Consider the following 13,296-nt stretch of genomic DNA (forward strand, 5'->3'; position numbering starts at 1 on the left):
GTTGCTGAAAACCTCTGGCACCCAAACTTGCGGATCACATCGAGTACCCGCGCTTCGTAGGCAGCGTGTCCGATCAAGCGACACAAGTCGGACGCGTGGAACTGGCGGTTCGCAGTTGGTGCGGCTTGCATCTGTCTCAGCAATTCGCGCTCTTTGGGATCCGTTATTGGTCTCGCGGGCGGCTTGACCGCGGGACAAGTTGGAGTTCCCCACGAATTTCGCCATCGGCGCATGAAGCCAAGCAGGAAGCCGGCCGGCACCCTGCCGTTGCCTCGGGACCGGTTGAAGGCAAGGAAGCGATCCCAGATGACCTGGGTGTCGATGTTCCAGCAGGGCAACGTGGCCTTCGCTGCTTTGATGAGCTCCGCCCAACTTGTCTGAAAAACGTTCGAACTCGTGGTGATATCGATCAGCCCTGAGAAGATAGTTTCGCTTTGATGAGCTCTGCCCAACTGGTCTGAAAAACGTTCGAACTCGCGGTGATATCGATCAGCCCTGAGAAGATAGTTTTGTTATTATTATCTCTAGATAGTGATGTGTCGTCTTCACCTGACACGAGATCATGGGGTTCACTCTCCTTGTCGAAGGCGGAAAACCGAAAGATCCAGGGCGCGAACTTGCCATTCGGCTTCGCCCGCTCGAGCTGCAACTCCGACGTCTCAAGTTCGCTCAAAAGAACCGAAAGATATTGTCGTGAAACACCCATCCTCTCCGCTAGGGCAGAGAGGGTGAAGGCTGCCGTTCCGCGCGACAAACCGTTGTAGCCATCCTTCCAGGCGATGGCATCGAGGATGAGGGTAGCAAGCTTGTGCGCTGCAACAGAGAGATTTGTCTGCGTGATCCGTCGCAGGATCAGGCCGGTCGTAGGTTCCATGGTCGAGGTCTCCTTGGAGAACCGACGCCATGTCGTGAGACAACAACATTCTTGCCAGCAAAACAACTTTGCTGGTTGCAGGTGTTTTAGCGGTGCGCTAGGAAACTCTTGTTCACGGAGTTTTCTAGCACGGCGTCAGGCTTCACGGTCTGGCGTCGTCTCCTTTTCGGGGGTTTTGCACAGCCTTACGTGCGGGGTTGAGATGACGCGCGCGGCAAAACCGCGCGCAGATTTTGTCAGTAGCGAACTTCTTCAGAACCATAGTTCCCGGCGTGATCACGCCAGTCGACGAAGACGGAACGGTAGAAGTAGCTGCCACATCCATTCGGGATGCTCAGGCCGGATGCGGCTGGCACCTGGCCCACGGTGGATCTTGTCCATCGGTAGTCGCCCTGCACGCCGTAGGACCCCAATCGCGTCGAGTCGCTGCGATTGCAGTCGCCATCTCGGTTTTCATGCTGGCGGTACTGGATGTGATAGACCCGTATGCTGCGCACGAAATCAAAGGCGTCGCCTGAGATGTCGATGTCAGCTTGCTCATCTGCTTGGACGTGAACAAGGGGTATCGGAGTCGATTCCTGCGGTTCGGGCGGATCGCGGAACGTGGTGTCATTAAGGCGTTCCATAGGCGACATCGGGCTGGGATCGTTGAACGACACACCCATCGGACACCGCCAGATTTGTAAGGGCGGCTCGATCGGCCATGGTGTGATCCGCCGAATGAAGACCGCTCTGGCATGCGCGCAGGGCGCGGAGGCAGGCCAGCCGCCCGCAAGGCAGAGGAGGATTGCACAGTCGACCTGATAGGCTTGAGCCGGACCTGACGAGGCCATTAGTCCGGATATGGTTAGTGCCGTGGCTGTTGCCACGCTGTGGATCACGTGCTTCATGATGCCGACTCCATCTATAATGGTGCAGCGATACGAAACAACATTAATGATAGCAAGAAGATTTGATTGATGGTTGCTTGCGACTGTTCGCTTGTGTCGCTTGACCGCTTCCAAGATCTGACGCCGGTTCTGGCTGCTTCTGCGTCTTGAAAGTGGCCAAAATTGCGGACCCCTTTCACGTTAGCTGCTAAACAAACGTCTGTTACAAAGGGGAAATTGGGTGTTCCAATGTGGCCGCGAAAGTGGTCACGGAAGGACAGATCGAATGAGCCCTCCAAACCGCGTGGCGCAGCGCTCGTGGCCTCGGGAAGGGCTGTATCGGGAAACTGCCGGGCCCGGCTCTCCGCATGGAATCCGGGATCAGAAGGGCGGGAGCAGCCAGCGAGCCGATTTGGGGCCCAAGTTGGGATCGAGCATGAGCTTGAATATCTATGTCAGTATCTGATACGATTGAGCATGGATAGGAGAGTCTGATGCCAAACGTCCACCTGACCGAACCGATGCAGAAATATGTGCAGGCGCAGATCGAGTCCGGCGCCTACGCCAATCTGAGCGAAGTCGTGCGCGCCGGCGTCAGGAGGCTGATGGAGAAGGATGGCGCCCGGCAGTTCTATTCCCTCAAGGCCGACCTAGAGGAAGCAGCCTCCGAGGATGCTGATGGAGAAGGACGGCGCGCGGCAGTTCTACGCCCTAAAGGCCGACCTCGAGATGGCAGCCACCCTGGCCGAAAATGGGGATTTCGCCGAGTTCGATGCTCATGCCTTCGAACCGGATGCGTTTGATCGCTGACCCGCATGACCATTCGACTTTCCGGTCGGGCCAGAGCCGACCTTGAAGAGATCCGTGCCTACACCGTACATGACTATTCGGCTTTCCGGTCGGGCCAGGGCCGACCTTGAAGAGATCCGTGCCTACACCGTCGAAACTTGGGGTAGGGATCAATGGCTCGTCTATTACCGCCAGTTGGTTAACGCCTTCGAGCAGATCACCGGGGATCCCGACCGGGGTCGGGACAGGAGTCTCTTCGTTCCGGGGATGCGGTCCGTCAACTGCCAACGTCACGTGATCTTCTACAAGCGGCTAGATGCCGCGGATGGGGCGGCAGTCATCCTGCGCATCGTGCACCAGCGCCGCAACATGCCCGCGCTGAACTTGGGGCAGGGACCAATGGCTCGTCTATTACCGCCAGTTGGTCACCGCCTTCGAGCGGATCACTGGCGATCCCGACCGGGGCCGGGACAGGAGTCTCTTTGTCCCGGGGATGCGGTCGGTCAATTGCCAGCGTCACGTGATCTTCTACAAGCGGCTCGATGCGGCGGATGGCGCGGCAGTCATCCTGCGTATCGTGCACCAGCGCCGCAACATGCCCGCGCTCGTCTACTACGAGGGTCTCGACGGCGGTTAAGCTCTTGCGTTTCCTCATTTCAATGGCTCGACCAGTCTTCCATAGTCTTCACTGACCATCTCGACGGCGGTTAAGCCCATGCGTTTGCTCAGTCCAATAGCTCGACCAGTCTTCCATAGTCTTCACTGACCTCGCGCGCCTCCTGAAGCGCGCGGGCGCGCTCGGCATCAAGACAGCGGAAGTACTCCTGGATGTCGGCGATGTAGCTCTCGAAATCAGCACGCAGCAGATCGGCATAGGCACGCATGTCTTCTTGCGACTGAGGCAAGAACGGTCGTTCGGGTGAAACGCGCGTTGGCGCCCGGCATTGAGGCAACGGAAGTAGTCCTACACATCGGCAAAGTGGATCTCAAAATCGCTCAAACCCGACCAATTTGAATGTTGGAAGCGCTAAGAATTACTGCTTCGATACCTGGTCATCACGCGAGCACTCAATTCCCATTGTGATCATGTTGATGTGGCTCGGTTTTTGTGCGCTGAAGAAACCAATGCTCAAAGATCAATACACAAGCCATGATCGCGAATGCGACCACTACAATCATTGGATCGCTCTGCCACTTTAGTGAAGCGAATACGACAAGCACGATCGCGTCGAGACCGATTGCAGTCAACATGATCCATCCATGCGCAGAAAGCTCGGCCCTAAGGTTTCGGTACACTCCCCAGTGAATAACCATATCCATTACAAGGTAAAAGAAGGCCCCCATAGAAGCTATTCGGCTAACGTCGAAGAGAATGGTCAGCAGGCTCGCAATCACTACTGTGTAGATCAGTGTATGGTCGCGGACTCCGCCTGACATCCCAAAATGACTGTGCGGGATCAATTTCATCTCTGTCAGCATTGCCAACATACGAGATACCGCAAAGATGCTGGCAATCACGCCTGATGCAGTTGCGATCAAAGCGAGCGCGACGGTCAGATAGAAGCCCGTTTCCCCAAGGGACGGTGCTGCCGCTTCCGCGAGCGCATAGTCTTTTGCTTCGACGATCTTGCCAAGCGGCAAGCTGCTTCCCACCGCAAATGCTACCAAGAGATACACCACTACGCAGACCGCCAATGAAATGATGATCGCGCGTCCGATGTTGCGGTGTGGGTCCACTATCTCGGCGCCGCTGTTGGTGATTGTCGTGAACCCTTTGAATGCCAGAATTGCCAACGCTGTGGCACCAACAAATCCACTGAGACCCTGTGAAGCTGTTCCATCTCCTGTTGTGCCAAAAGTAAACCCGCCGGCCCAAAGCGCAGAGATCCCAAACAGAGTGATACCGCCAACTTTCAGTACGGCGAGCAATTGGGAAATCCAGCCTACAGAGCGGTTGCCCGAGATGTTGACGACATAGGCTGCGATAATGAGAGCAACGCCTATTGCCGGAACCAGTAAGCCATCTGGTGCAATGCCCAGTCCACGGAGCAAATAGTTTGCGAAGGTCCGTGCGACTAGGCTTTCGTTAATGACCATTGACAGAGCCATAAGCAAAGCCGCTGCAGCGGCTACGGCGGTTGGTCCATAGGCCTTTTGCAGGATCATTCCAATTCCGCCAGCTGACGGGTAGGCATTGGACATTCTTATGTAAGTGTAAGCGCTGAAGGCTGTAACGATGGCTCCAACGATGAACACAAGTGGAAAGGTAGGGCCGGCCAGTTCCGCAATTTGGCCTGTGAGTGCCAGAATTCCGGCGCCAATCATGACACCAGTCCCCATGGCGACGGCATCCCAAAGAGAAATGCTGCCCGCTTTATAGTCGCTATTCATCGTCGATCTGCTTTCTATTTTTGAGGGTCAAAAAGACAAAAGGCAGTGCTGTCACAACCCCAAGTCCTATCGTGATCCATTCAGCCGTTCCCCAATCCCCTGACATGGCCACAGCTCCAAAATGGGCAAGAACAAAACTCGCCGGCAAAATCCCGGCAAAAGTTGCCAGCATGAAGCGCCATAGATGAAGTTGGCTCAAGCCCGCAACATAGCTGATTGCATCGAAAGAAACGAATGGAAGCAGGCGGGACGCAAACACTGATAACATCAGAGCCTTTTGCGACCCCAACAGCCCGAACTCTGAATATTTACCCAAAAAACGCCGAACTGTGCTTCGACCGAGTTTTCGCGCGATGACAAATGCGATTGTAGCACCGAGCTCCGAGCCTATGGCTACGTAGGCGGCTCCGAGATAGTGGCCAAATGCAGCCCCGGCGGCTAGTGCGATTGGTGCGCTCGGTATGGGGCTTGCGACAATCGCGAGGGCCATGAGTGCAATAACCGCGAGGGGGCCAACGGCTCCGGCATTTTCAATATGGCGCTGCACTTCAGCCTGTGAAAAGGCGACCCCAAGATTGCTCAGAGAAACCGTGCCCGAAAAAAGGCCGAAAACTGCAAGAGACAGAACAGTTGCTATCGCCAAACAACCAATCAGGCGACCATATCCCCATGCTTGCACGATCATGTGACCGTGAACTGCGCCATCATTCCTCCATCTTCGTGTTCAAGGATGTGACAGTGATACATGAAGGGATTGGCGCGATCTGCCGTCTGCTCAAAGCTGACCAGGATATCGACACGGCCATTTACGAGCACGGTATCCTTCCAGCCAGAATTTTGTATGCTTGGTTTCTTTCCGTTTTCGGCGAGCACCTGAAACCTCACGCCATGAACATGAAACGGGTGCATCATCATGTTTGAGGAGACTTGCCAAATCTCGGTCGCCCCCTTCGAAAGAGACAAGTCTATCCTCCCCATGTCGAAGGACTGCCCATTGATCGCAAACCGATCATTCGACCTACGCATCATCATGCCCATCCCCATTGGCATATCGAGTGTGATCTGACGTGTATTGACTGATCGGGCCTCACTGTCAGGCAGGACGCCGCCCAAGTCGGCGGGTATTTCCAGAATGCGGGCAGGAAGTCTCACATCCACACCAAAGGGTAGAACTACGAAGCTCCCCCCAGCAGTGCTCGCGCCGCCCATCATCCCACCCATCATCTGATTGGGATTTGCAGAGGATACCAGCGTGCCAGCCTCTCCTCCCGAAAAATCGACGAGGACTTCGTATCGTTCGCCGGGAGCGATCACGAGGGACTCAATTGCGACAGGTTGATTAAGATAGCCACTGTCCGTCGCGATGAGGTGCATCTCGCGACGGTCAGAAAACGATAGGGGATAAATCCTCGCGTTCGAGCCGTTGAGCAAGCGCAAACGGACAATACCGCGAGGGACGACAGCCTGGGTGCCTAGCTGACCGTTAACAAGAATGACATTTCCCATGAAACCCATCATCTGATCTGGCATAGACAGGCCATAATCGATGCGGCCCTGCCGGTCGAACCGGCGGTCTTGCAGAACCAATGTCAAATCATCGACGCCGTATGAGATCGGGAGACCCCGAGCATCGTCCCGACCGTCATCAACGTGGATCACACCGGCCAATCCCCTTTGAACTTGTCGTCCGGTGTCGCCATGAACGTGCGAGTGGTACCAAAGAGTAGCGGGTGGTTGTGTCAGATCCAGTTCGGGAGACCAAGTCGTGCCCGGTTCAATCGTCTGGTGTGGGCCGCCGTCAACTTCGCCGGGTATCAGCATACCGTGCCAGTGCACCGAGATTTTCTCTGACAGCGTATTGTCGATCTGTGCTTGCGTCGAAGCTCCTGCGGGAAGACGTAGTGTAGGCCCCAAAAAGGATTGGTTGAACCCCCAGGTTTCGCCGCCGCCCAGTCCTGTAAAATCGGTCTTGCCCTTTTGGGCAGTCAGACGGAAATGCCGATCGCGGGTTGCGTCGAGCAATGGTGGCATAGCCAACGCCCTGACACTCTCCTGTGCGATGGCCGCCAGCGGACCTGTGGCAAACGGCAGGCCAGCCAAGCCGGCGATGAAGGCTCTACGATTGGTCATGGTATAGCTTGTGTCTCACGCTAGCTCACTTGGGAGGGCGGCCAGTGCGGCTTCTCTTGTTACTGTCGGCAGACCTTGCTCGATCCAGCCGGATCTCCCCGGGGCGCCAAGCATCCCGCCTACGGCGTCAACAAAGCCGGCAGCTTTCGCTTCACGCAACTTGCTCATTACGAGACCTGAGCGATGGCCGGTCCGACAAATCAGGGCGACCGGGCGTCCCGCAGCAAGATCGCGGGCGGCGAAGAGGCGCTCCCCGAACCGCGGATGGGTCATGTCGATTGGCCACGCCCCCTCCGCGACGCCGGTATCTTGCCATTCCTCGGGTCTGCGGATGTCCACAAGCCTTGCCAAATCGCTTTTCAGCGCATCATGGAGAGTATCGAGCGCCCATACGTCATGGTTGTCAGCCCAAGCTGGCGAATAGGCAAGCAAGGTGCTCGATGCGAACAGGCCAAAAGTTTGACGGCGGCTCAGCATGGTCTGCCTCCTCAGTTTAGTTTATGCGTTGTCAACCGCAGATCGCAGCATATCGCGCACCTGCGCGGCGACTTCGTGCAGCTTCTCATTCTCGACAGCGGCCATCGAAGCCACAGGATCAACAGCGCTGATTTCAGTGCCGTTTTCGACCGTCCGCAAGATCACGTTGCAAGGCAGCATCGATCCTATACGGGGCTCCAGCCCAATGGCCTCCCATGCCATATGAGGGTTGCACGCACCCAGAATGCGGTATCCATCCATGTCGCGGTCAATCTTTTTCTTCATTGTTGCCTGGACGTCGATTTCGGTCAGTACACCAAATCCCTTTTCTTTCAGGGCTTCGCGCAGGCGCATCTCCGCATCATCAATCGCCGTATTGGGCAGATGTCTGTTGTAGGTATAACTCATTTTGAGCCCTCTCGATCTTGTTCAGGCAAACCCAAAGCGCCGAACCGTTGACGGGCTTGCCTGAATGGGGAAATTCTGAACGACGGGGTTCAGTTGTCTTGGTCCGTCATCATTCCGGGATTTGCTGTCATACCCTGTGCCATGTTGTCGGCAGGGGCGACTATTTCGCCTTGAGAAATCTGGCCGTCGCCATCAGCATCGAGCATCTGGAAACGATCGACCATGGTCTCGCGCATCGCCTTGGCGTGAAGCGACGCGAATTCGTCAATCGAGAGCGTGCCGTTACCGTCGGCGTCATAGTCCGACAGCATCGACTGAAGGCCCTCATGCGCCTCTTCGGGAGACACTGCGCCGTTTCCATCCATATCGAACATTGACATCATGTTGCCCCCCATCATCGGGAACATACCTTGACCGGTTGTGCTTGGTCCCATGATGCTGCCGTTTCCGCTCATCATGCCCGAATGCATTTGCATCATCATGCGCATCATGCCGTGCATCATCTGAAGATGCTCGGCCATCTGACTGGGATCCATCATGCCGCCACCCATCAGCATTCCGGGCCCGCCCGTCCCTGCCATCGGTTGAGCAAGTACATTGGGAGAGACGCTTTCAGCGCCCGCAGCTTGGTGATGGCTGTCATCGGCGAGCGCAGCACCTGCTGTGAGAACGGCAACCAGAAGACCGGTAGAAATTTTTGTTGAGTAGGACATTTTGAAGCCTTTCCTTCTTTTGACCTCATACAACTTGGCATCAAACATTTGAATGTAAGGACGTACACCCGTGGATTTGTATCCGTCTGTCGCAATGGACAGGGGCTGATACAATTGGCGACAAAAAGGAACCTGACCGTCTGATTTCCAATGCTTTAGAAGGGCCCCATGCAACACGCGCCACATATTCTCGTCGTGGATGACCATGAACAGATCCGGAAAAGTGTAACCCGCTATCTGGAAAAGAATGGCATGCGAGCAACCGCTGCCAAGGATGCGGCGGAGATGGACGCGAAGCTGGCTGTCGGAAGCTTCGACCTACTGGTCCTGGATATCATGATGCCTGGCGAGGATGGCCTTTCCGTTTGCCAACGTCTGTCAAGCGAAGGGCGACTGCCGATCATCATGTTGACCGCGCTCGGTGAAGATGCGGACCGTATTGTCGGTTTGGAGATCGGTGCGGACGATTATCTTCCCAAGCCGTTTAATCCACGCGAACTCCTTGCGAGGATCAAAGCCGTCCTGCGAAGAAGCGAGCACAAAGAAGCCTTCACCGGATCTCTGAGCGGCCGCAAAGTCCGCTTTGCACACCTTACCTTGGATGTAGACCGGCAGGTGCTTCTCGACGACGCGGGACAAGAGACCGCTCTTACGGTCGCAGAATTCAAACTGCTGACGGTCCTTCTGGAGCGCCCTCGGATGGTGTTGAGCCGCGATCAGTTGCTAGATCTTTCTCAGGGCATTTCCGCTGGTCCGTTGGACAGGAAAATTGACAACCAGATTTCGCGCCTTCGGCGAAAGCTCGAGCCCGACATTCTCCGTCCACGTATTATCAAGACGATCAGAAGCGGCGGCTACTGCCTGTCGGTCGACGTCGAGGTGTCCGAATGATCTGGCGGCTCCTACGATCTCTCCGGATCCAACTCGTTCTTCTCATCATTATCGCGTTGGGGATCGCACAGTTTGTCAGCCTGTGGCTCTTCGCCGATGAACGAAGCCTCGCCATACGGGCTGCTCTTGGGTTTGAGGCAGCTGGACGAGCGGCAAATGTTGCGCGCTTGATTGAAGAGGCACCCGCTGACCTGCGCCCATCAATTATCCGCGCGGCGAACTCGCCCCTTGTTCGCTTTGACCTCGGGACGAAGCCGCTTGTGCAACATAGCGACCATTCGGATGGCGGGTTGGTTGAAACCCGCGTCCGCGCACTCCTGAACGACAGCTACAGTCGCGACATTCGTGTAGAGCTTCACCAGATCCAAGGCGCGATCCTGCCGCTACCGAACCTGTCGCACGAAATGACCGAGATGCACTTGGCCATGATGCGAGGTGAACTGTCCGCTATCGAGATGAACCTTTCAATTTCGATCGCCGGTGGCCAGTGGTTGAACGTAAGTACGCGCTTTGAGCGTCCGCCGATCCAGTGGCCGCTTTATTCCATGCTGACATTTGGTCTGACGGCAATGGCCCTGTTGGTCGCAGTGAGCTGGTTTGTCATGACCGGACTGCTGGGCCCTCTGCGGCGATTGGCCGGGGCGTCGGAACGATTGGGGCGTGGAGAAGACATAGACGCGTTGCCAGAACGGGGACCCCAGGAGGTTCGGGAGCTGACCGCTGGTTTCAACCGCATGCAGGACAGGCTGACACGGTTCGTTGCCGACCGAACGAGGGTTCTGGCGGCCCTTGGACATGATCTTCGATCTCCGCTTACCGCAATGAGAGTACATTCAGAAATGGTAGAGGAAGACGAAACCCGAGAGAGTCTCGTCGCAACCGTCGAAGAAATGCAGTCGATGGTGGAAGCAACCCTTACCTTCGCGAAAGGTCTCTCAGGGAACGAACCAATGCAGGATGTTGACCTGCAATCGTTCCTAGAAGCTCTGCGGGGGGATATGGTCGTACCGTTTGTGCTCTCTGACGGCCCCGAAGTCACGGTTCGATTGCGCCCCAATGCCATTCGACGGGCATTGCGAAACGTGATCGAGAACGCGGTGCGCTACGGCGGGTCCGCAACGCTGGGCTGGATATCAGCCGATGGGGAAATAGAAATTTCCGTCACTGACAGAGGGCCGGGGATTCCAACCGCAGAATTGGAACGCGTATTTGACCCATTCTTCAGGCTTGAAGAAAGCCGATCTCTGGAAACCGGCGGGCATGGGCTGGGCCTGTCGATCGCAAGGTCCATTCTTCGCGCGCAGGGTGGGGAGATCAGTCTGGCGAACCACCCGGACGGCGGGCTTATCGCGACAATTCGATTGCCAGTTGCTGAAACATGAAATGACAGAAAAGGAAACCGACATGCTTAGACTTACCAACACAACCGCAGCATTCACGCTGTTCGCGACGGCCGCCATGGCGGACCCAGGCGGAGATTATTACGGCCACATGTGGGGCGGTGGATTTGGAATGCTGGGAGGGCTGATGATGATCGTGTTCTGGGGCGTGATTATTGCGCTGATATTCTTCGCCGTTCGCTGGTTCAGCGAAAAGGACCGTGTTTCCGGGTCTAGTGCTCAGGACATTCTCAGGGATCGCTTCGCGCGCGGTGAGATTGATGAAGACGAGTATCGCAAGCGCAAGGCCGCTTTAGACGACTGAGAAACTGATCACCAGTCGATCCCACTGCCAAAGATCATGAGGCTCCTATGACCCCGGAACTCGGCCATTTTGTGCTGGCCCTCGCATTGGCGTTGGCCATCGTCCAATCGACTATTCCTCTTTTCGGCGCGGCCCGGGGCAATCTTCTCTGGATGCGTTCAGCCCGGTCAACTGCTTTTGGGCAGGTCGTCTTCGTCGGACTTGCCTTTGCCGCCTTGATGCGCGCTTTTGTTGTCTCTGATTTCACTGTTTTGAACGTCGCGAACAATTCGCATTCGCTGAAACCAATGATCTTCAAAGTCGCGGCGACTTGGGGAAGTCATGAAGGATCGTTGCTGCTCTGGGTCTTCATTCTGACCATCTTCGGTGCTGCGGTTGCTGCTTTCGGCTCAAACCTACCGGAAACACTTCGAGCGCGAACTTTGGCAATGCAGGCATGGATCAGCGTCGGGTTTCTGTCCTTCCTTCTCTTTACATCCAATCCGTTCGAGCGCGTCTTTCCTCCGCCGCTTGATGGCGCTGACCTCAATCCTCTGCTCCAGGATATCGGCCTCGCGATGCACCCGCCGCTGCTGTATTTTGGATATGTCGGCTTCTCGATCGTCTTTTCGTTTGCAGCCGCAGCCTTGATCGAGGGACGGATCGACACAGCCTGGGCAAGATGGGTTCGACCCTGGACACTGGCCGCGTGGATCAGCCTGACTGCGGGGATAGCTCTCGGATCGTGGTGGGCATATTACGAACTGGGTTGGGGTGGATGGTGGTTCTGGGACCCGGTTGAAAATGTCAGTTTTATGCCCTGGCTTCTCGGGACAGCACTTCTCCATTCGGCGATTGTCACTGAAAAGCGTGACGCGTTCAAAAGCTGGACAATCCTGCTCGCGATCTTGACGTTTTCGCTGTCACTCCTCGGCACATTTGTGGTTCGGTCTGGCTTGCTGACCTCTGTGCATGCTTTTGCCGTGGATCCGGAGCGAGGCCTATACATTCTTGGCCTGCTTGCGATTTCAATTGGTGGCTCACTTGCACTCTATGCGTGGCGGGCGCCAATGATGGAAGGTGGCGGGTTGTTTAAGCCGATTAGTCGAGAGGCAGGGTTGTTGCTAAACAACCTGATCCTGGCTACAGCGACTGGCACGGTTCTGTTCGGTACGCTTTATCCGCTGTTTCTCGAAGCCGTTTCTGGTGACAAGATTTCCGTCGGTCCGCCGTTCTTCAATGGCGCGTTCGTACCAATGATGCTCCCCTTGGTTTTTGTCATGGGTCTCGGGCCGTTTTTGTCCTGGAAACGAGCCGATCTGGTCGGAGTGCTTCAACGTGTCCGCTTCGTGGTGGTGCTGGCGGTGCTGGCAACGCTCGCAATTTGGTATTTCGCCAAAGGCGGGCCCGTGTTGGCATATCTTTCGATCCTCATCGCGCTTTGGTTGTTTTTTGCTTCCTTACGTGAATGGGCGCTGCGGGTTCGTTTGTTCGAGGTTCCGCTCCAGGAAAGCATCCGGCGTGCCCGCAATTTGCCCCGCGCGGCGCATGGAATGACGCTCGCTCATGCGGGAGTTGCGGTCTTGATGATCGGCATGATTGGCTCTTCGGTTTGGAAATCTGAAGAGATCGCATTTGTAGAGCCCGGCACGAGTGTCAACATTGCGGGATTTGATGTCACATTTGAAGGTGTGCAGCGCGTTCGTGGCCCGAACTATATTGCGGATCAGGGAACCCTGCGCGTCGAAAGGGGCGGCTCTTTCGTGACGGCTCTCAAACCTGAGCGGCGCAGCTATCCGGTCGCACAAAGTACGACAACAGAATCGGCGATACGGTCAACCCTGGCGGGAGACCTATACGCTTCGATCACGGAACCCTCTCTGGACAAAGCCGAAGAGAGCGGTGCCTGGACTCTGCGTATTCTCTATGAGCCATTCGTCGGCTTGCTTTGGTTGGGTGCGGCCATGCTTGTCATAGGCGGCAGTCTGTCCTTGTCCGATCGCCGCTTCCGTGTCGGGGCACCCCAAAGCTCCAAGGCACGATCCACGAAACCGGTCGCAGCGGAGTGAGC

14 protein-coding genes and 3 pseudogenes are annotated in these 13,296 nt (G+C 56.1%); 8 read left to right on the forward strand and 9 right to left on the reverse strand.

Annotated elements, in window-relative coordinates:
• Positions 1-409: 409 nt before the first annotated feature.
• Positions 410-874 (reverse strand): hypothetical protein, encoded by a 465-nt coding sequence (locus DL1_RS22355; protein WP_248642596.1) that lies wholly within the window; start codon positions 872-874, stop codon positions 410-412.
• A gap of 236 nt (positions 875-1,110) precedes the next feature.
• Positions 1,111-1,764, reverse strand: a complete 654-nt coding sequence (locus DL1_RS20995; protein WP_051693628.1) for a hypothetical protein — start codon at positions 1,762-1,764, stop codon at positions 1,111-1,113.
• A gap of 500 nt (positions 1,765-2,264) precedes the next feature.
• Here DL1_RS20995 and DL1_RS22105 point away from each other — a divergent pair.
• From DL1_RS22105 to DL1_RS16275, 4 genes and pseudogenes are all read left to right on the forward strand, one after another.
• Positions 2,265-2,348: pseudogene (locus DL1_RS22105) on the forward strand (ribbon-helix-helix domain-containing protein); the annotation flags it as partial.
• A 73-nt stretch (positions 2,349-2,421) separates the two neighbouring features.
• Positions 2,422-2,553: a hypothetical protein gene (locus tag DL1_RS22255; RefSeq protein ID WP_282705314.1), complete on the forward strand. Its 132-nt coding sequence runs from the start codon at positions 2,422-2,424 to the stop codon at positions 2,551-2,553.
• Between the two features lie 69 nt (positions 2,554-2,622).
• Positions 2,623-2,691 (forward strand): annotated as a pseudogene (locus tag DL1_RS22110) (type II toxin-antitoxin system RelE/ParE family toxin); the annotation flags it as partial.
• A gap of 241 nt (positions 2,692-2,932) precedes the next feature.
• Positions 2,933-3,169, forward strand: a pseudogene (locus tag DL1_RS16275) (type II toxin-antitoxin system RelE/ParE family toxin); the annotation flags it as partial.
• Positions 3,170-3,257: 88 nt separating this feature from the next.
• Here DL1_RS16275 and DL1_RS16280 read toward each other — a convergent pair.
• The 7 genes from DL1_RS16280 to DL1_RS22115 form a co-directional block, all read right to left on the reverse strand.
• Entirely contained in the window at positions 3,258-3,485 is a 228-nt protein-coding gene (locus DL1_RS16280) for a hypothetical protein (RefSeq protein ID WP_038068297.1), read from the reverse strand.
• A gap of 115 nt (positions 3,486-3,600) precedes the next feature.
• Positions 3,601-4,923, reverse strand: a complete 1,323-nt coding sequence (locus DL1_RS16285) for an APC family permease (protein WP_028095410.1) — start codon at positions 4,921-4,923, stop codon at positions 3,601-3,603.
• Complete coding sequence (locus DL1_RS16290) at positions 4,916-5,608, reverse strand: TVP38/TMEM64 family protein (protein ID WP_028095411.1); 693 nt, start codon at positions 5,606-5,608, stop codon at positions 4,916-4,918. Before DL1_RS16290 ends, DL1_RS16285 begins: the two co-directional genes overlap by 8 nt.
• Complete coding sequence (locus DL1_RS16295) at positions 5,605-7,053, reverse strand: multicopper oxidase family protein (protein ID WP_028095412.1); 1,449 nt, start codon at positions 7,051-7,053, stop codon at positions 5,605-5,607. Before DL1_RS16295 ends, DL1_RS16290 begins: the two co-directional genes overlap by 4 nt.
• Positions 7,054-7,068: 15 nt before the next feature.
• Complete coding sequence (locus DL1_RS16300; RefSeq protein WP_035367136.1) at positions 7,069-7,530, reverse strand: rhodanese-like domain-containing protein; 462 nt, start codon at positions 7,528-7,530, stop codon at positions 7,069-7,071.
• Positions 7,531-7,551: 21 nt separating this feature from the next.
• Positions 7,552-7,938: a DUF302 domain-containing protein gene (locus tag DL1_RS16305; RefSeq protein ID WP_009573613.1), complete on the reverse strand. Its 387-nt coding sequence runs from the start codon at positions 7,936-7,938 to the stop codon at positions 7,552-7,554.
• A gap of 89 nt (positions 7,939-8,027) precedes the next feature.
• Complete coding sequence (locus tag DL1_RS22115) at positions 8,028-8,858, reverse strand: EF-hand domain-containing protein (RefSeq protein ID WP_229861857.1); 831 nt, start codon at positions 8,856-8,858, stop codon at positions 8,028-8,030.
• Here DL1_RS22115 and DL1_RS16315 point away from each other — a divergent pair.
• The 4 genes from DL1_RS16315 to DL1_RS16330 are packed head-to-tail and all read left to right on the forward strand — an operon-like array spanning position 8,820 to position 13,294.
• Positions 8,820-9,542: a response regulator gene (locus tag DL1_RS16315; RefSeq protein ID WP_009573615.1), complete on the forward strand. Its 723-nt coding sequence runs from the start codon at positions 8,820-8,822 to the stop codon at positions 9,540-9,542. The genes DL1_RS22115 and DL1_RS16315 overlap by 39 nt on opposite strands.
• Entirely contained in the window at positions 9,539-10,924 is a 1,386-nt protein-coding gene (locus tag DL1_RS16320; RefSeq protein ID WP_028095414.1) for an ATP-binding protein, read from the forward strand. Before DL1_RS16315 ends, DL1_RS16320 begins: the two co-directional genes overlap by 4 nt.
• Positions 10,925-10,946: 22 nt before the next feature.
• Positions 10,947-11,246 carry an SHOCT domain-containing protein gene (locus DL1_RS21975; RefSeq protein WP_198431755.1) on the forward strand — a complete coding sequence of 100 codons (300 nt, stop codon included), beginning with the start codon at positions 10,947-10,949 and terminating at the stop codon, positions 11,244-11,246.
• 47 nt (positions 11,247-11,293) lie between these two features.
• Positions 11,294-13,294 carry a heme lyase CcmF/NrfE family subunit gene (locus DL1_RS16330; protein ID WP_028095416.1) on the forward strand — a complete coding sequence of 667 codons (2,001 nt, stop codon included), beginning with the start codon at positions 11,294-11,296 and terminating at the stop codon, positions 13,292-13,294.
• Positions 13,295-13,296 lie beyond the last annotated feature (2 nt).

Origin of the sequence: Thioclava dalianensis (assembly GCF_000715505.1) — a bacterium.
Lineage (GTDB): Bacteria > Pseudomonadota > Alphaproteobacteria > Rhodobacterales > Rhodobacteraceae > Thioclava > Thioclava dalianensis.

What these genes read in the sequence shown, in the direction of transcription:
- DL1_RS22355 (WP_248642596.1), bottom strand. Translation starts at nt 874, where the DNA reads ATGGAACCTACGACCGGCCTGATCCTGCGACGGATCACGCAGACAAAT.
- DL1_RS20995 (WP_051693628.1), bottom strand. Translation starts at nt 1,764, where the DNA reads ATGAAGCACGTGATCCACAGCGTGGCAACAGCCACGGCACTAACCATA.
- DL1_RS22255 (WP_282705314.1), top strand. Translation starts at nt 2,422, where the DNA reads ATGGAGAAGGACGGCGCGCGGCAGTTCTACGCCCTAAAGGCCGACCTC.
- DL1_RS16285 (WP_028095410.1), bottom strand. Translation starts at nt 4,923, where the DNA reads ATGAATAGCGACTATAAAGCGGGCAGCATTTCTCTTTGGGATGCCGTC.
- DL1_RS16290 (WP_028095411.1), bottom strand. Translation starts at nt 5,608, where the DNA reads ATGATCGTGCAAGCATGGGGATATGGTCGCCTGATTGGTTGTTTGGCG.
- DL1_RS16295 (WP_028095412.1), bottom strand. Translation starts at nt 7,053, where the DNA reads ATGACCAATCGTAGAGCCTTCATCGCCGGCTTGGCTGGCCTGCCGTTT.
- DL1_RS16300 (WP_035367136.1), bottom strand. Translation starts at nt 7,530, where the DNA reads ATGCTGAGCCGCCGTCAAACTTTTGGCCTGTTCGCATCGAGCACCTTG.
- DL1_RS16305 (WP_009573613.1), bottom strand. Translation starts at nt 7,938, where the DNA reads ATGAGTTATACCTACAACAGACATCTGCCCAATACGGCGATTGATGAT.
- DL1_RS16315 (WP_009573615.1), top strand. Translation starts at nt 8,820, where the DNA reads ATGCAACACGCGCCACATATTCTCGTCGTGGATGACCATGAACAGATC.
- DL1_RS22115 (WP_229861857.1), bottom strand. Translation starts at nt 8,858, where the DNA reads ATGGTCATCCACGACGAGAATATGTGGCGCGTGTTGCATGGGGCCCTT.
- DL1_RS16320 (WP_028095414.1), top strand. Translation starts at nt 9,539, where the DNA reads ATGATCTGGCGGCTCCTACGATCTCTCCGGATCCAACTCGTTCTTCTC.
- DL1_RS21975 (WP_198431755.1), top strand. Translation starts at nt 10,947, where the DNA reads ATGCTTAGACTTACCAACACAACCGCAGCATTCACGCTGTTCGCGACG.
- DL1_RS16330 (WP_028095416.1), top strand. Translation starts at nt 11,294, where the DNA reads ATGACCCCGGAACTCGGCCATTTTGTGCTGGCCCTCGCATTGGCGTTG.